Source organism: Streptomyces sp. NPDC012935, from assembly GCF_042900345.1.
In the GTDB taxonomy this organism is placed as follows: Bacteria; Actinomycetota; Actinomycetes; order Streptomycetales; family Streptomycetaceae; genus Streptomyces.
In genome coordinates this window covers 74189-91811 of sequence record NZ_JBIBBC010000028.1, presented here as the reverse complement: position 1 = coordinate 91811, position 17623 = coordinate 74189, and the positions used below count along the sequence as shown (strand labels likewise).

Annotated in this window: 14 protein-coding genes; 10 read left to right on the top strand and 4 right to left on the bottom strand. The window is 70.9% G+C overall.

Annotated elements, in window-relative coordinates; all coding sequences use genetic code 11:
• The 4 genes from ACFY5C_RS39155 to ACFY5C_RS39140 all read left to right on the top strand — a co-directional run.
• Positions 1–729, top strand: a 729-nt coding sequence (locus tag ACFY5C_RS39155; protein ID WP_389454494.1) for an alpha-glucosidase C-terminal domain-containing protein, incomplete at its 5' end; no start/stop codon positions are given.
• Between the two features lie 41 nt (positions 730–770).
• Positions 771–2132: a maltokinase gene (locus ACFY5C_RS39150; RefSeq protein ID WP_389454491.1), complete on the top strand. Its 1362-nt coding sequence runs from the start codon at positions 771–773 to the stop codon at positions 2130–2132.
• A gap of 3 nt (positions 2133–2135) precedes the next feature.
• Entirely contained in the window at positions 2136–4355 is a 2220-nt protein-coding gene (glgB, locus tag ACFY5C_RS39145; RefSeq protein WP_389454488.1) for a 1,4-alpha-glucan branching enzyme, read from the top strand.
• Positions 4356–4479: 124 nt separating this feature from the next.
• Entirely contained in the window at positions 4480–6387 is a 1908-nt protein-coding gene (locus tag ACFY5C_RS39140) for an AMP-dependent synthetase/ligase (RefSeq protein WP_389454485.1), read from the top strand.
• Positions 6388–6393: 6 nt separating this feature from the next.
• On the opposite strand, the gene ACFY5C_RS39135 is transcribed toward ACFY5C_RS39140, so the two are convergent.
• Entirely contained in the window at positions 6394–6954 is a 561-nt protein-coding gene (locus ACFY5C_RS39135; protein WP_389454482.1) for a fibronectin type III domain-containing protein, read from the bottom strand.
• Between the two features lie 10 nt (positions 6955–6964).
• On the bottom strand, positions 6965–7567 hold the full coding sequence (locus tag ACFY5C_RS39130) for a hypothetical protein (RefSeq protein WP_389454479.1): 603 nt from the start codon (positions 7565–7567) through the stop codon (positions 6965–6967).
• A gap of 347 nt (positions 7568–7914) precedes the next feature.
• Between ACFY5C_RS39130 and ACFY5C_RS39125 the strand changes: the two genes are divergently transcribed.
• From ACFY5C_RS39125 to ACFY5C_RS39105, 5 genes are all read left to right on the top strand, one after another.
• Positions 7915–9306: an NAD(P)/FAD-dependent oxidoreductase gene (locus ACFY5C_RS39125; protein ID WP_389454508.1), complete on the top strand. Its 1392-nt coding sequence runs from the start codon at positions 7915–7917 to the stop codon at positions 9304–9306.
• Between the two features lie 71 nt (positions 9307–9377).
• Entirely contained in the window at positions 9378–11618 is a 2241-nt protein-coding gene (locus ACFY5C_RS39120) for an FUSC family protein (protein ID WP_389454476.1), read from the top strand.
• A 64-nt stretch (positions 11619–11682) separates the two neighbouring features.
• Positions 11683–11904 (top strand): hypothetical protein, encoded by a 222-nt coding sequence (locus ACFY5C_RS39115; protein ID WP_389454474.1) that lies wholly within the window; start codon positions 11683–11685, stop codon positions 11902–11904.
• A 46-nt stretch (positions 11905–11950) separates the two neighbouring features.
• Positions 11951–13426: an aminotransferase class I/II-fold pyridoxal phosphate-dependent enzyme gene (locus ACFY5C_RS39110; RefSeq protein ID WP_389454471.1), complete on the top strand. Its 1476-nt coding sequence runs from the start codon at positions 11951–11953 to the stop codon at positions 13424–13426.
• Positions 13427–13729: 303 nt separating this feature from the next.
• Positions 13730–14185 (top strand): cyclic nucleotide-binding domain-containing protein, encoded by a 456-nt coding sequence (locus ACFY5C_RS39105; RefSeq protein WP_383611210.1) that lies wholly within the window; start codon positions 13730–13732, stop codon positions 14183–14185.
• A 3-nt stretch (positions 14186–14188) separates the two neighbouring features.
• Here the strand turns inward: ACFY5C_RS39105 and ACFY5C_RS39100 are convergent, their stop codons facing one another.
• Complete coding sequence (locus ACFY5C_RS39100; RefSeq protein WP_389454468.1) at positions 14189–15487, bottom strand: MFS transporter; 1299 nt, start codon at positions 15485–15487, stop codon at positions 14189–14191.
• Between the two features lie 224 nt (positions 15488–15711).
• On the opposite strand from ACFY5C_RS39100, the gene ACFY5C_RS39095 reads away from it, so the two are divergent.
• On the top strand, positions 15712–16728 hold the full coding sequence (locus ACFY5C_RS39095) for a zinc-dependent alcohol dehydrogenase family protein (RefSeq protein ID WP_389454465.1): 1017 nt from the start codon (positions 15712–15714) through the stop codon (positions 16726–16728).
• A 253-nt stretch (positions 16729–16981) separates the two neighbouring features.
• On the opposite strand, the gene ACFY5C_RS39090 is transcribed toward ACFY5C_RS39095, so the two are convergent.
• The gene (locus ACFY5C_RS39090; protein ID WP_389454462.1) at positions 16982–17605 is read right to left on the bottom strand and encodes a LysE/ArgO family amino acid transporter; all 624 of its coding nucleotides are present in this window, start codon (positions 17603–17605) and stop codon (positions 16982–16984) included.
• Positions 17606–17623 lie beyond the last annotated feature (18 nt).

Below are 17623 nucleotides of genomic sequence, written 5' to 3'. Positions count from 1 at the left end.
GAGCTGACCCTGGAAATGGTCACCGACGAGGAACGCGACTACATGTGGGCGGAATACGCCAAGGACCCCCGCATGCGCGCCAACATCGGAATCCGCAGGCGTCTCGCCCCGCTCCTCGACAACGACCGGCACTCGATCGAACTGTTCACGGCCCTGCTGCTCGCCCTGCCGGGAAGCCCGATCCTGTACTACGGCGACGAGATCGGCATGGGCGACAACATCTGGCTCGGCGACCGCGACGCCGTACGAACCCCGATGCAGTGGACGCCGGACCGCAACGCCGGCTTCTCCACCTGCGACCCGGGGCAGCTCTGCCTGCCGACCATCATGGACCCGGTCTACGGCTACCAGGTGACGAACGTCGAGGCGTCGATGGCCTCGCCGTCGTCGCTGCTGCACTGGACCCGCCGCATGATCGAGATCCGCAAGCAGAACCCGGCCTTCGGACTCGGCTCCTACAGGGAACTCCAGTCCTCCAATCCGGCGGTCCTCGCCTTCCTGCGCGAATACGAGGACGACCTGGTGCTGTGCGTGAACAACTTCGCGCGCTTCGCGCAGCCGACAGAACTCGACCTGCGCGAGTTCGCCGGCCGCCACCCGGTCGAGCTGTTCGGCGGGGTCCGTTTCCCGGCGATCGGTGAACTGCCGTATCTGCTGACCCTCGGGGGCCACGGCTTCTACTGGTTCCGGCTCTCCCGAGTCGCATCCCGCATCGGCCGACGACTTTGAGCGTGAGCTTCGAGCGTGTGCCGAGGAAAGGACGGGTCACCATGCAGAAGACCGCAACTCCCCGATCGAGCCGTACGGTCGACGCGAGCCCCATGGCCTCGCTCGCCGGACTGCTGCGCGAATGGCTGCCACGGCAGCGCTGGTTCGCGGGCAAGGACCGGCCCGTCACGGACCTCGCGCTGCTGTCGATGACGGAGCTGTTCCCGGGCTGTCTGCATCTGCTGGTGCACGCCGGTCACTCCGCGGTGCCCGCGCCCGGCGGTGCTCCCCCGGCCGGCGACTGCTACCAGCTGCTGCTCGGCGTACGCCAGCATCTGTCGCCGCGGCTCGGCCGGGCGCTGATCGGCCGTGCGGAGGAGGGGCCGCTGGCCGGTCTGACGGTCTTCGACGCGCTGCAGGACCCCCGCTCGGCCCAGCTGCTCCTGGAGCGTCTGCGGCATCCCGGCACGGCCGGCCCGCTCTGCTTCGAGGCGGACCCGTCCGTGTCCGTGCCGGCGGGACTCGTTCCCCGGGTGCTGGACGCCGAGCAGTCCAACTCCTCGCTGGTGTACGGCGATACGTTCATCCTCAAGCTGTTCCGGCGCATCCAGCCCGGCGTCAATCCCGACCTGGAGCTGTCCGGCGCGCTGGCCGAGCAGGGCTGCGGGCGGGTCCCGGCCCCCGTGGCCTGGTTCCGGACGACGCACCCCTGGGAGGCGACGCTCGGCGTGCTGCAGCCGTTCCTGCGTGACGCCTCCGACGGCTGGACACTGGCGCTGGACGCGCTGACCTCCGGCGGCGACTTCACGGCGGAGGCCCGCCAGCTGGGGCGGGCGACGGCGGAGGTGCATCTGGCGCTGGCGTCGGCCTTCCCGTCCCGGGCGCACGGCGAGAACGCCCGGATGGCGGCGGCGATGACCGAGCGTCTGGAGATCGCCGCGCACTTCGTCCCCGCCCTGCAGCCCTACGTGCCCGGCCTGCGCACCGCGTTCGGCGCCCTCGCCAGCTGCGATCCCGGGCCGCCCGACCAGCGCATCCACGGCGACCTGCACCTGGGGCAGGTGCTGCGGGCGGGCCGTGAGTGGTTCGTCATCGACTTCGAGGGCGAGCCGTCCCGCCCGCTCGCCGAGCGGCGCGGCGTCCACTCGCCAGTGCGGGACATCGCCGGCATGCTGCGCTCCTTCGACTACGCCGCCCGGCAGCGCCGTCCGTGGCGTCCGGAGTGGGCGCGCCGCTGCCGGGAGGCCTACTGCGGGGGCTATGCCGCCCTCGCCGGCTGGGACCCGCGCAAGAAGCACGGCTTGCTGCGTGCGTATGAGACCGACCGCGCCGTGTACGAGGTCCTGTACGAGGCCCGGCACCGACCCGACTGGTTGCCCGTACCGATGGCGGCGATCGAACGCCTCGCCGTGAGAGGAGCCTGACCCATGGCCCTGCACGAGACCTCGCGCCCCGAATCGGCAGGACCGAACCGGCGCGCCACCGCGCCCGCACTCGATCCGGCGGACCGTGAACGCCTGTTGTCGGGCGCCCACCACGATCCGCACGCGCTGCTCGGGGCGCATCCGGTCCCGGGCGGGATCGCCTTCCGGGCGCTGCGACCCTTCGCGCGTGCGGTGAGCGTCGTGGCCGGCGGCGAGCGCACCGCGCTGGTCTCGGAGGGCGGCGGGCTCTTCTCCGGCGTACTGCCGCTGAAGGAGATCCCCGCGTACACGCTGCTCGTGTCGTACGCCGAGGGCGGGTCCGACGAGTGCGAGGTCCACGATCCGTACCGCTTCCTGCCCGCCCTCGGCGAGCTGGACCTCCACCTCATCCGGGAGGGCCGCCACGAGGAGCTGTGGAAGGCGCTCGGCGCGGAGCCGATGACTCACCAGGGCGTGCCGGGCACCCGCTTCACGGTGTGGGCGCCGAACGCTCAGGGCGTGCGGGTCGCCGGGGACTTCACCTGCTGGGACGGGACGGCGTTCCCGATGCGGTCCCTCGGGGCGTCCGGGGTGTGGGAGCTGTTCCTGCCGGGCATCGGCGAGGGCACCCGGTACAAGTTCGAGATCACCTCCCGGCACGGCGGCCGGTTCCTCAAGGCCGACCCGATGGCGCGCCGTGCGGAGGTCCCGCCGGACACTGCGTCGATCGTGCACGCCTCGCACCACGAGTGGGGCGACGCGCAGTGGATGGCGCACCGGGGCGACGTCCCGGTGCATCAGGCGCCCTTCTCGGTCTACGAGGTGCACCTTCCGTCCTGGCGCCCGGGACTGACCTACCGCCAACTCGCCGAACAGCTGCCCGCGTACGTCAACGACCTCGGCTTCACCCATGTCGAGCTCATGCCGGTCGCACAGCACCCCTTCGCCGGGTCCTGGGGCTACCAGGTCACCGGCTTCTACGCGCCGGCCTCGCGGCTCGGTTCGCCCGACGACTTCAAGTACCTGGTGGACGCCCTGCACCAGGCCGGCATCGGGGTGATCGTGGACTGGGTGCCGGCCCACTTCCCCAAGGACGACTGGGCGCTGAGCCGGTTCGACGGGGAACCGCTGTACGAACCCGGGGACGATCGGCGCGCCGAGCACCCGGACTGGGGGACGTACGAGTTCGACTACGGACGCACCGAGGTGCGCAACTTCCTGGTCGCCAACGCCACGTACTGGTGCGAGGAGTTCCACATCGACGGGCTGCGGGTGGACGCCGTCGCCTCGATGCTCTACCTCGACTACTCGCGGGAGTCCGGACAGTGGGCGCCGAACGCCTTCGGCGGGCGGGAGGACCTGGCCGCGATGGCGTTCCTGCAGGAGATGAACGCGACCGTGTACCGGCGCAACCCGGGCGTCATCACCATCGCGGAGGAGTCGACCGCCTGGGGCGGGGTGACCCGGCCGACCGACAGCGGCGGGCTGGGGTTCGGGCTGAAGTGGAACATGGGCTGGATGCACGACTCCCTGGAGTACATCGCCAAGGAGCCGGTGCACCGCAAGTACCACCACAACGAGATGACGTTCTCGATGGTGTACGCCTACAGCGAGAACTACGTCCTGCCCATCTCCCACGACGAGGTCGTGCACGGCAAGCAGGCGCTGGTCTCCAAGATGCCCGGCGACTGGTGGCAGCGACGCGCCAACCACCGCGCCTACCTGGGCTTCATGTGGGCCCACCCCGGCAAGCAGCTCCTCTTCATGGGCCAGGAGTTCGCGCAGGGCGCCGAGTGGTCCCAGGAGCACGGTCCCGAGTGGTGGCTGCTGGATCCCGGGTACGCGTCCGCGGGCGACCACCGGGGCGTCCAGGATCTGGTGCGTGACCTCAACGCGCGGTACCGGACGACGCCTGCTCTCTGGGAGCGGGACACCGACCCCGGCGGCTTCCAGTGGGTGCTGGGGGACGCGGCGGACGACAACGTCTTCGCCTTCCTGCGGTTCGGTGCCGACGGCAGCCCCCTGCTCGCCGTCTCCAACTTCTCCCCTGTCGTGCGTCACGACTACGCCCTGTGGGTGCCGGACGACGTCGTCGCCTGGCAGGAGACCCTCAACACGGATGCGGCCCAGTATGGTGGCAGCGACGTCGTCAACCCCAACCCGGTGAAGCCGGAGGACAGCCGCATCCGGCTGACGTTGCCGCCTCTTGCCACGGTGTGGCTGTCGCCCTGCCCCCGCGGCTGAGATCACCGAACGGGGTCAATTGTCAGTTCTCGTCACCACGCGCTCTCAGCTGGGCTAGATTCGGGCACCGCCGATAACGGAACTCATCGGTGATGTCACACCCGGTACACATCAGGAGCAGCGCATGCGCGACCTCGGCCTCGCTCCCCCGACCGTCACGCCCCTGACCGGCGGACTCGCCGACAGCGTCTTCGAGACGGCGGCCCTCGATCCGACATTGCCGATGCTCGCGCGCCGCCCCGATCCCTCCTCCACCACATGGGAGGAGGTGACCGCCGTGGAACTGCGCGATGAAGTGAGCGATCTGGCCAAGGGACTGATCGCGTCCGGGATCTCACCGGGCCACCGCGTGGCCGTCATGGCCCGCACCCGCTACGAGTGGACCGTGTTCTGCTACGCGCTGTGGGCGGTGGGCGCCGAGGTCGTGCCGATCTACCCGACGTCGTCGCGCGACCAGGTCGAGTGGATCCTGCGGGACGCCGAATGCGTGGCCGTGGTGGTCGAGGACGAACAGGCCATCATGACGGTGGGTTCCGTGTGCGGATCGCTGCCGATGCTGCGCCATGTGTGGCAGTTGGACGCCGGGGGGCTTCAGCAGCTCGTGGCGTGCGGCGAGTTCATCCCGTTCGCGACGGTCGATTCGCTGCGCCGCATCGTCCTGCCGGACTCCACCGCCGCCGTCGTCTACACCTCCGGCACCACGGGTCACCCGCTGGGCTGCGCGCTGAGCCACCGCGGTCTGGCGAGCACCTGCGACACCCTCCTCGCGGGCTGGGGCCACACCGTGATCCCGCCCGGCGAGCAGCAGGCGTCGGTCCTCGCCTTCCTGCCCTTCTCCCATGTGTACGGCCTGGTGGTGCAGGGGCTGGCCATCCGAGGCGGCATGCTGATGGGCCACGAGCCCGAGCTGAACGCGGAGGCGTTGTCGGCGGCGCTGCGCACCTTCCGGCCGACCTATCTGTGCGCCGTACCGTCGATCTTCGAGAAGATCTACAAGACCTTCCTGCGCACGGCCCAGCAGGCGGGCCGTGGCGCGCTGTTCGAGCGGGCCGCCGACACCGCGCGGGACTTCGCGGCGGCGCTGGAACGGCAGCGGCTGGGCGGCGGGCCCGGGCCCCGTTACGATCTGCGGCTCCAACACGCCCTGTACGAACGCACGGTGTACCGCAAACTGCGGGCCGCGCTGGGCGGCAGGGTGTGCCGGGCGACGTCCGCCGGCTCGTCCCTGAACCGTGAACTGTCCCTGTTCTACGAGGGCATCGGCATCTACGTGAACGACGCCTACGGTCTCACCGAGACCTGCGGCGGGGTCACGGCACCTCCGCCGGGCCGGGAGCTGTCGGGAACGGTCGGGAAGGCGCTGCCGGGGGTGGACATCCGGGTGGCCGACGACGGCGAGATCCTCGTGCGCGGGCCGTCGGTGTTCCAGGGCTATGTGAACGACGAGGCCGCGACCCGGGCGGCGCTGCGCGGCGGCTGGCTGGCCACCGGGGATCTCGGGCGGCTGGACTCCGACGGCTATCTGACGATCACCGGGCGCAAGAAGGACGTCATCATCACGAGCGGCGGCAAGAGCGTCTCCCCGGCGCTCCTGGAGCAGCGCCTGCGGATGCACCCGATGATCCACCAGGCGGTGATCGTGGGTGACAACCGGCCCTGTATCGGGGCCCTGATCACTCTGGACCCCGACTTCCTGGGCTACTGGCGGGAATCACTCACGCTGCGCAGTGACGCGAGGATCCGGGAGGCGCGCGAGGAGAACGCGCTGCGGGAGGAGATCGGCCGGGCCGTGGCCGCGGCGAACAGCGCGGTGTCGCGCGCGGAGTCCATCCGGGTGTTCCGGGTGCTGCCGGCGCCGTTCGACGTGGCCAGCGGCCTGCTGACGCCGTCGATGAAGCTGCGCCGGGACGCCATCGTGCGGCACTACGCCCTCCAGATCGACGCGATGTACCAGGCGCGTTCACGTGTGCCGCGGGACCACCTGGTGGACGAGCCGCCGCACTGGGACGACGCGGACAACGTCTTCGGCTGAGCGCGCCTACTCGCCCGTGGTGAGCCGTACGACATTCGACTGCTCGCCCAGGACGAAGGCACGGACCTGGAAGGTGGCGTTCTCCTCGCCGGGCAGGGTGACCAGGGTCGTGGCGGTGACGTCCGGATCGACGACGGCGACGGGTTCGTAACCGATGCTGTTCTTCTTGCGCATCTCCAGGAGGAATCCGTCCTCGTCCGAGGTCGTGTCGGTCCAGGTGAAGCGGATGCCGTCCGGCAGTTCGGCTCGGGTGGGACGGGAGACGGGGCCGCGGTAGTCCCGCAGGCGGTAGTGGAACGTGGTGTGCGGCATGAGGTCGGGGTGGCGGTAGTCCGACACCTGCCGGGGCAGGTAGTCCAGGACGGTGTAGGGGCCCGTTTCCTCGGTCGCGAACTCCAGCAGGTGGCCCGCGACTCCCGGCCGGTCGTCCGTCCAGTCGAGGTCGATGTCCGTGGGTGTCGTGAGGACACCTCGCAGTGGCTTGTCGGCGTCCGCGGTGCCGGCCGAGCAGGCCGGCAGCGCCATGATCAGCGCTGCCGACGCCGCGATGCGCGCCTTTCCTCGCATACGGCAGCCGCTACTTGCGCCAGAAGCGGACGTTGCTCCACTCAACGGTGGCCTGCCCGCTGCCGCTGTTGGTGCGGTAGGCGCCGAACTTGTCGTAGAAGCTGCCGCCGGGGCTGTCGTAGGTGTGCTTGAGCGAGCCGTTGATGTAGGTGCGGTGTTCGACGCCGACCTGGTGGACCGTGTTGACGCGGACCGTCGCGCCGACGGTCCCGGCGTTGGACAGTGTGGCGCCACCGTGCACTGCGTAGAGCCGGCCGCCACGCTCGACGGCGAGCATGAAGTACGGGCCGGAGCCGGACTCGTTGAAGGTCTGCTTGAGGCTGATCCGGGTGCCGCTGAGGCTGGTGATGCGGAAGTAGCCCTCGAACTGGCGGGTTCCGCCGGTGTAGGTGGCATAGCGCCGTTCAGCCCGTTGGTCGCCGCTCGCGGTGGAGCAGGTGAGCCGGAACGTCAGGCCGTCGACCTGGCCGCAGCCCCGTTCCTGCACGTTGTAGGTCGGTGACACCGACTGCCAGCCTCCGGGCTCGACTTCGGCGAAGGCGTGCGGGGCGGCGAGCAAGGATGTGGCGCACAGCGCCGTGGTGACGGTGAGGGTGCGCAGGCGTACGAGCATCCTGCCTCCTGTCGGATGGGGGGTGGACCGCACGTCACGCATCGGGCCACGCACATGGTGATGCATTTGGTCACGTACATGAACCACGGCCCCTGACATGGACGAGCGAGACGGACGTTAGGTTCAGACCAATCAGTCGTCAAGAGATCGCGCGGACACGTCTTTCACATCCGAACCGGTGTGCCCCCGCACCGGTTGGGGCAGGGTGGCTGACGACGGGTTCATCTGCCTGCCGCACCCGGCTGGCGGAACGGCCGGTGGCGCGGTGGGATCGAGGCGTGCGAAGCCGCGATCCAGGGGCAGGCGAACGACGTCGAGGCAGACCGCCTGGAGCCGCAGAAGGGAAGATCACCGTGACACGACCCAGGATCCTGGTGGTTGGCGCAGGCTTCGCCGGAGTCGGCTGCGTTCGCCGACTCGAACGCAAACTCTCCGCCGACGAGGCCGAGATCACCTTGGTGACGCCGTCCTCCTACCAGCTCTACCTGCCACTTCTGCCCCAGGTCGCCTCCGGCGTCCTGACGCCCCAGTCGATCGCCGTGTCCCTGCGCCGCAGCCGCAGGTACCGCACCCGGATCATCCCGGGCGGCGCCATCGGCGTGGACCTCGCGGCCAAGGTCTGCGTGATCCGCACCATCACCGACCGGATCGTCAACGAGCCGTACGACTACATCGTGCTGGCCCCCGGCAGCATCACACGCACCTTCGACATCCCCGGGCTCACCGATCACGCGTACGGCATGAAGACGCTGGCCGAGGCCGCCTACCTGCGCGACCACGTCATCTCCCAGCTGGACCTCGCCGACGCCAGCCAGGACCCGGCCGAGCGCGCCGCCCGGCTGCAGTTCGTGGTGGTCGGCGGCGGATACGCGGGCACCGAGACCGCCGCATGTCTGCAGATGCTGACGCACAACGCGGTCAAGCGCTATCCGCGGCTGGACCCGCACCTGATCAAGTGGCATCTGATCGACATCGCGCCGAGGCTGATGCCCGAACTCGGCGAGAAACTGGGCTCCGCGGCCCAGAAGATTTTGCGCAGGCGCGGTGTCGACATCTCGCTGGGCGTGTCGATCGCCAAGGCGGGCCCCGAGGAGGTCACCTTCACCGACGGCCGGGTGGTCCCCACCAGGACCCTGATCTGGACCGCCGGCGTGGTCGCCAGCCCACTGATCGGCACACTGGGCGCGGACACGGTCCGGGGCCGGCTCGCGGTCACCGCGGAGATGAAACTGCCCGGCGGCGACGGTGTGTTCGCGCTCGGCGACGCCGCCGCCGTACCCGATATCGCCAAGGGCGAGAAGGGTGCCGTCTGCCCGCCCACCGCCCAGCACGCCATGCGCCAGGGCAAGGTCGTGGCCGACAACGTCATCGCGTCCCTGCGCAACCAGCCGCTGCGGCCGTACAAGCACAAGGACCTCGGCCTGGTCGTCGACCTCGGCGGCCGCGACGCCGTCTCCAAGCCCCTCGGCGTCGAACTGAAGGGCCTGCCCGCGATGGCCGTGGCCCGCGGCTACCACTGGTCGGCGCTGCGCACCAACGTCGCCAAGACGCGCGTCATGACGAACTGGCTGCTCAACGCCGTCGCCGGGGACGATTTCGTGCGCACCGGGTTCCAGGCCCGCAGGCCGGCCAAGCTGAAGGACTTCGAGTTCGTCCACGCGTACCTGACGCCGGAGCAGCTGCACGAGCGTATGGCCGAGAGGGGCGGATCCGAGGCGCCCGAAGGGACGGCTGAGTGAGGTGACGGCCTCGGCTGAGAGCCTTCGGTTCGTGGTGTGACCAGGAAGAGAGCGGGAGAGAGTACGTCGGCGTGAGGTCAGCGGGAGGGCCGGTCCGGGCGCGCGTGCGGGACCGTGTCGCGGCGTCTGACCCCGGGCTGCTGCGGCTGGCCGCGGGGCTGCGCACGGCGGGTGCGATCGCCCTCGCGGTCGCCGTGCTCGCCCTGCTGGGCGCCGATGTGACGCACCTGGTGACAGGCGCGCTGGCGGCGATGGTCGCCACCTTCGCCATCCGGGAGAAACAGCGCGGTCCGCAGGCCCTCACGCTCGCCCTGGGCCTCCCGGTGGCGCTGGCCTCGATGACCCTGGCGGCAGTGCTGCACCGTCATGTCGTGGCCGGTGACCTGGCTTTCGTGGCGCTCATCTTCTGTGCCGTCTACGGCCGCAGGTTCGGCGACCGCGGCACCGCGCTCGGCCTGATCGGCTTCCAGACCTACTTCATGTCCCTCTTCGTCGGCGCCACCGTCTCCGGGCTGCCCGAGTTGTGCTGGGCGGTCTCCGTGGCCTTCGCGTGCAGCGCGCTCGTGCGGTTCGTGCTCGTCCCCGAGACGCCGACGGGGGTGCTCGAACGACTGCGCAGCGCCTTCCGCGCCCGGCTGGCCCAGTTGCTTTCGGCGCAACTCGAACTGCTCGACGCCGGCCCGCAGGAGGCGGACCGGGCCCTGGAGCACGTACGAGAGGGCACCGGGCGCCTGCACGAGACGGCGCTGCTGATCCAGGGCCGGCTGGAGGAGGGGACCGCCGACGAGGCGATGGCCCGGCTCGTCCAACGGCGCGTCGCGGACGCCGAGATCGCGGCCGAGCGCCTGGGGCTGTCCCTGCTCGCGGCGCGCGGCGCCGAGCGCGCCGACACCCTGGCCATGCATCTGCCGGGCGCCCCAGTCCCCTCGGGCGGGCGGCATCCCGTGCGCGAGGAGGCGAGCGTCACGCTGCGCCGAGACCTCGAGGCCCTGCGCGTGCTCGTCCTGCACCCCGTCGGCCAGGCCACCGGCACCGCGCTGTCCCAGGTCCGCAACCGGCTCCTCGCCTACCGCGACGAGGAGAACCTGCCCGACGCCTCCCCCGCCGTGCAGGATGCCTTCCGGGCCATCGGCGAGACCGCCCGCGCGGTCCTCGGGCTGCGGATCGCCCTCGGCGGGACCCAGGACGAGTCGGACGACAGCCCGGCCACGGCGCGCTCACGCGAGGAGCTGTACGCGGAGGACGCCGTGCTCGACGCCGAGGAGGAGGCCTCGGAGGAGCCCAGCGGGCTGCGCCGCCCCACGACGCGTGCCGCGGTGCAGGTGGCCGTGGGGTCGACGCTGGCCATCGTCGGCGGTGAGCTGCTGTCCCACGACCGCTGGTACTGGGCGGTGCTGACCTGCTGGATCGTGTTCCTCAACACCGCCTCCACGGGCGAGATCCTGGTCAAGGGCTACCGTCGGCTGCTGGGCACCGTGCTCGGCGTCCTGGCCGGCATCGTGCTGGCGGGCGCGGTCGGGAGCCACACCTGGACGGCGTTCGTCCTGGTGCTGCTGTTCGTCTTCGCGATGTTCTATTCGGCACCGCTGTCGTACACGCTGTCGTCCTTCTTCGTCACCGCGGCGCTCGGGCTGCTGTACACGCTGCTGCAGACCTACAGCCTCTCGGTGCTCGTGCTGCGCATCGAGGAGACCGCGCTCGGTGCGGCCTGCGGGGTGATCGCGGCCGCAGTGGTCCTGCCGGTGCAGACGGACCGCCGTACGAACGAACTGCTCGCCACCGTGCTGGACCGGCTCGGCGAGGTCACCCGCAGTTCCGTCGACCAGCTCAGTGGCGGACCGCCCGTCGAGCTGCTCGACCAGGCGCGCGACCTGGACCAGGCGCTTGCCGACCTGCGGGCCGCCGTGCAGCCGCTCACGCATCCGGTGACGCCGCTGCGGGCCCGCAAGGAGACCGCCCGCTACGTCGTGGCGCTGCTGGAGACCTGCGCCTATCACGCACGTTCGCTGGCGGCGACCGCCGAGCTGTTGCCCACCCATCCCTCGATCGCGGCGGACCCCAGGCTGCGCCGGGCCGCGGGGCGTATCGCCCACAACATCGAGGCGATCGCGGCGCACGTCACCGACGAGCTCTCCACGGCCGGCATCGAGACCGGCCCGAGCATCGCATCGCTCCTGGGACGGACCGTCCCCGGCGCACCGCGCTACGGCCGGGTCACCGACCGTGTCCTGCGGCATCTGCAGCGCCTCGACGAGGCCGTGTCCGGTCTGGCCCGTCCGCTGGGGGTGCCCGTGAAGGCATCTGACGGATGACCGTTCATCCAGGCGATGCCGGGGAGGACGGCACATCCCGGCGGTACCGGGGTACGCGGAAGTCATGACCGATGTCGTGGACTCAGACGAACTGCTCAGGCGGATGCAGCGTGCCAGGGCCTACGCCCGACGCGAGGAGCGGGTATGGCAGGCCCGCAGCGTCGAGCTGGAGCCTGCCGACCCGGCGGCAGCGCGGGACGCCGCCGTACGGATGATCGCCTACGAGACCGTGATCAACGTGCTGGACGAGTTCCTTTCCCCCGGCTCGCACACCGAGGACAGCTGACCGGCGCCGCCGATTGGCCTCGCCCCCGGTGGGCACCCGAGGGCGCATGACAGCCGATCACACCCGGGCCCCGGTCCTCGAAGCGCTGGCCGACTACCACCGAGAGGGGCGGACGTCGTTCTCGCCGCCCGGTCACAAGCAGGCCCGGGGAGCCGACCCCGCGGTGCGGGAGGTGCTGGGCGACGCGGTGTTCCTCGGTGATGTCTTGGCGTCGGGCGGTCTGGACGACCGACTGCACCACAGCGGCGTCATGGAGCACGCCGAGGATCTGATGGCCGACGCCGTGCACGCGGAGCACACGTACTTCACCACGTGCGGCAGTTCCCTGTCCGTCAAGGCGGCGATGCTGGCCGTCGCGGGCCCGCACGAGAAGCTGCTGCTCGGCCGGGACGCCCACAAGTCGGTCGTGTCGGGTCTCGTCCTGTCCGGCATCGGGCCCGTCTGGGTCGAGCCGCAGTGGGACGCCGAACGGCATCTGGCCCACCCTCCGTCCGCGGCGGACTTCGAGGCGGCCTTCGAGCGCCATCCCGACGCGAAGGGCGCGCTGGTCACCAGTCCGACGCCGTACGGCAGCTGCGCGGACCTGCGGGCGATCGCCGACGTCTGCCACCGCCGCTCGCGGCCACTGGTCGTCGACGAGGCCTGGGGTGCGCATCTGCCGTTCCATCCCGAGCTGCCGTCATGGGCGATGGACGCGGGCGCCGACATCTGCGTGACCAGCATCCACAAGATGGGCAGCGGTCTGGAGCAGGGTTCGGTCTTCCATCTGCAGGGGGATCTCGTCCCGGCGACGGTGCTGCGCATGCGGGCGGACCTGCTGGGCACCACCAGCCCCTCGGTGCTGATCTTCGCCGGCATGGACGGCTGGCGCCGGCAGATGGCCCTGCGCGGCGAGGAGATCATGGGCTCCGCGCTCGATCTCGTGGCCGAAGTGCGGGCCGCCGTCGAGGAGATCGACGGAATGCACGTCAACGACCGGGACGACTTCTGCGGTGCGGGACTGGCCGCGGACTTCGACCCGCTTCCGGTCGTCATCGACCTCGAGGGTCTCGGCATCTCCGGGTTCCAGGCCGCGGACTGGCTGCGGGAGCACCGGAACGTGGACGCCCATCTCAACGACCACCGCCGCATCGCCACCCAGATCACCCACGGCGACGACCACGGGACGGTCGGCGAACTGCTCGCCGCGCTCAAGTCCCTGGCCGAGGCGGCATCCGAGCTGCGCCCCGCGCCCCGGATCGAGGTGCCGCCGCCGTCCCGGCTGCGCATGGAGCAGGCCATCACGCCGCGGGACGCGTTCTTCGCGGCCACCGAGGACGTCCCGGTGGACAGGGCCGCCGGACGTGTGGCCGCCGAGATGATCACGCCGTATCCGCCCGGGATTCCGGTCGTGCTGCCGGGCGAGCGGCTGACCGGGCCGGTCCTGCGCTATCTGGTCACCGGTCTCGCCGCGGGCATGAACCTCCCCGATCCGAGCGATCCTCGACTGGAGACGGTCAGGGTGGTGGCGGAAGACAAGTGAAACCGGTCACGTACCCCGGTCTCGGGTACGCGGAATCCAACAAGATGGTTTACGGTTCATTCATAAGTGGTCTCGGGGTAGACCGCGGGAGACCGCACTCGTCCCCCCTGCACCACCACCTACGGCCCTGGCTGGCCTCCCCCGTCCAGCCAGGGCTTTTTAATGCCGCGGGCGCCCCGTCCCGCGAGGATTCCCGGCCAAAACCGAAACCACGCTCCGCCGAGGTGCTCACGGCGGCGGTAGCGGCTGAAATGGACGCAGGGAAGCACCGGAACCTCAGTCGTCGGTGAGGAGCCCCGTGTCATGACCAAAGCGATCAAACTGCTGACTGCCCTGCCGCCGCCTCAGCGCCAGCACCTGATGGCGCTCGCCCGGGAGGTCTCCTTCCCCGAGGACGCCCGGATCTTCGAGGCGGGCGGCACGGCCGACCGCTTCTGGGTCATCCGCTCCGGCGCCGTCTCCCTCGACCAGCGGGTGACATCCGTGCAGCGGGTCACCGTGGCCAGCCTGGGCGCGGGCGATCTGCTCGGCTGGTCCTGGCTGTTCCCGCCGTACCAGTGGGACTTCGGCGCGGAGGCCTTCAGCCCCGTGCGCGCCTACGAGTTCGAGGCCGAGGCGGTGCTGCGGCTGTGCGAGGAGGAACCGGCGCTCGGCATGTCCCTGATCCGCCACGTCGCCGAAATCCTCGCGCACCGGCTGGAGATGACCCGCGGCAGGCTCATGGAACAGTACGGGCAGCATCGGCGCAGCGCGCTGTGACCCTCAGACCCGGTAGCGGCGCAGGGCGGGCACCGCCGCGGCCAGGCCCAGCATCGCGGCGACGACGAGCAGTCCGCCGCCCACGGTCGCCGTGCGCGCGCCGAAGGCCGAACCCGCCGTGCCGTGCAGCACGTCGGCGAGGCGTGGACCGCCCGCCACGACGACCGTGAAGACGCCCTGCATCCGGCCGCGCATCTCGTCGCTGGCGGCGGACAGCAGGATCGACCCGCGGAAGACCATCGAGACCATGTCGGCGATCCCGGCGAGGGCCAGGAACACCACCGCGAGCCACAGGCTGCCGCTCAGCCCGAATCCGGTGATGGCGGCGCCCCAGGCGACGACCGCGCCGATCACCATCCAGCCGTGCCGGCGGGCCCGGGAGAACGTGCCGGAGAAGAGTCCGCCCAGCACGGCACCGATGGGGATCGCCGCGAACAGCAGGCCGAGGGCGAGTCCTTCGCCGTACGGCGCGTAGGTCTGGCTCGCGAGTTGCGGGAACAGGGCGCGGGGCATGCCGAAGACCATGGCGATGATGTCGGCCAGGAAGGACAGCAACAGCACCTTGTGCAGGGCCATGTACCGGAAGCCGGCCACGATCTCCCGTACGCCCGCGCGGCGTTGGGCGGTGGCAGCCAGGGGCGGCAGCGCGGGCAGCCGTACGACTGCCCAGACGGTGACGCACAGGGCCAGCGCGTCGATGAGATACAGCTCGGCCAGGCCGATCACGGGTATGAGCACGCCGGCCAGCAGCGGTCCGACCACCTGCCCCGTCTGCATGACCGTCGAGCCGAGGGCGTTCGCCGCAGGCAGTTCGTCCGCGGGCACCAGACGGGCGATGGAGGCGCTGCGGGCCGGGGCGTTGAGCCCCCAGAACGCCTGTTGCACGGCGAGCAGCAGCATCAGTACGGCCACCGACCCGAGTCCGGTGACCGCCTGGAGCCAGAAGAGCACCGAGGTGACCGCGATGCCGCTGTTGGTGATCAGCAGCAGCTTGCGCCGGTCCATGCTGTCGGCGATGGCCCCGCCCCACAGCGCGAACACGACCAGCGGCAGCAGCCCGGCGAGACTCGCGGTGCCCACCCAGGCCGAGGAGCCGGTGATGTCGTAGATCTGCTTGGGTACGGCGACCGCGGTGAGCTGGCTGCCGACGGCCGTGACGATGGTCGAGGACCACAGGCGGCGGTAGGCCGGGCGGCGCAGGGGCCGGGTGTCCATGGCCCAGCGCCGCCAGCCGCGCCGCGTGGGTATCACCGCAAAATGGTCCTTCTCCTGCGGTTCGGTGCTGCTCTCGCTGGTGTCCACGCGCTTCCTGGATGCTCGTTACATCTTTCTCGTCGGGGATCACTATCGCAGCAGCGGGCGGGGGGTCTGAGAGGAAGGGGGAGGGTTTCCGCCCAGGATGTTTCCCTCCCCGGATGGATTTCTCCGCTTTTCGCTCCCGCTCTGCAGTGTGAGGCTCGACGGTGAGCAGCCGTTCCTTCCCTCGGCTGCGGTACACCCGCCCTCGTACTGAAAGAAGCCCCCTCATGCGCGGAGCAGTCATTCACGCCCCCGGCGACGTGCGCTTCGAGACCCTGGACGACCCGAAGATCAGCCGGCCCACCGACGCCGTCATCCGTACGGTCGCGACCTGCGTGTGCGGTTCGGACCTGTGGCCGTACCGCGGCGCGGAACCCATCGGCGACCCGCACCCCATGGGCCACGAGTACGTCGGCATCGTCGAGGAGGTCGGCAGCGAGGTGACCAACGTCGAGCCGGGACAGTTCGTGGTCGGCTCCTTCGCCACCTCGGACAACACCTGCGCGAACTGCCGTAACGGCTGGCAGTCGAACTGCCTGCACCGCGAGTTCATGAGCACCTGCCAGGCCGACTGGGTCCGCATCCCCAACGCCCACGGAACCCTGGTCGCCACCGACGAACACCCCTCGGCCGATTTCGTGCCCAGCCTGCTCGCCGTCTCCGACGTGATGGGCACCGGCTGGTACGCGGCCCTCGCCGCCGAGGTGAAGCCCGGCTCCACCGCCGTCGTGGTCGGTGACGGGGCGGTCGGCCTGTGCGGTGTCATCGCCGCGAAGGAACTCGGCGCGGAGCGGATCATCGCGATGAGCCGGCACGAATCCCGGCAGAAGCTGGCCGTGGAGTTCGGCGCCACGGACGTCGTCAGCGAACGCGGCGAGGAAGGCGTCGCCCGCGTCAAGGACCTGACCGGCGGTATCGGCGCCGACTCCGTGCTGGAGTGCGTGGGCACCGCGGAGTCCATGCGGCAGGCCCTGCACTCCACCCGGCCCGGCGGCAACGTCGGCTTCGTCGGCGTCCCGCACGAGGTGGCGATCGACGGCCAGGAACTGTTCTTCTCCCACGTCGGCCTGCGCGGCGGCCCGGCCCCCGTCCGCCGCTACCTGCCCGACCTGATCGACCGAGTGCTGACCGGCCGGATCAACCCGGGCAAGGTCTTCGACCTGACCCTGCCCCTGGAGCAGGTCGCCGAGGGCTACAAGGCAATGGACGAACGCCGCGCCATCAAGGCCCTCCTCGAGCCCTGACAGCCCTGACCCCGCCGCCGGGCAGGACCCCATCGGACCCCATCAACTGCGCCCGGCGACACCGGCAGTCGCGCCCTGCTGCCGGCCGTGACCGCCTTCGCCGTGGACCCGCCGCGGCCTGCCTCACCCTCGGCGCCCGCGCCACCGGTTCTCCCCCGGCCCGACGGGACCGCCTGGGCCGCCCCCGGGACCGCCCCCTTGGCGGTGCCCACAGCCGCACCACGAGGTGGAACCGGAACGGACCGAGAACGGATCAGGCGCCGCCGCCCCCAAAGATGAGGGTGGCCCCCAGGACGATCATCGTCGCGGCGACCAGTCCGTCCAGGACGCGCCACGCGGCGGGCTTCGCAAGGTGGCGGCTCAGCAGGCGAGCCCCGAAGCCCAGCGCCGCGAACCAGCACAGGCTGGCGAGTACGGCGCCGAGGCCGAACGTCCAGCGCATCGGGCCGCGGTCGGCAGCGACCGTGCCGAGCAGGAAGACGGTGTCGAGGTAGACGTGCGGATTGAGCCACGTCATCGCGAGGCAGGTCAGGACCGCGCGCCGGCGTGACCCGGCCGCCTCGCCGTCGGTCAGCAGGGCGCCGCCCGGCTTGAAGGCGCGGCGCGCGGCGAGGGCGCCGTAGCAGAGCAGGAACGCCCCACCGACCCAGGCGACCGCCGTGAGCACCCCGGGCCACGCCACGACCACGGCGCCGACGCCCGCCACGCCCAGGGTGATCAGGAGCGCGTCGGACAGGGCGCAGATGCCGACGACGGCGAGGACCGCCTCGCGGCGGATTCCCTGCCGCAGAACGAAGGCGTTCTGGGCGCCGATGGCGACGATCAGGGAGAGGCCGGTGCCGAATCCGGCGGCAGCGGTGGTCAAGGCGTTTGTCATGCCATTGACGCTAGGGAA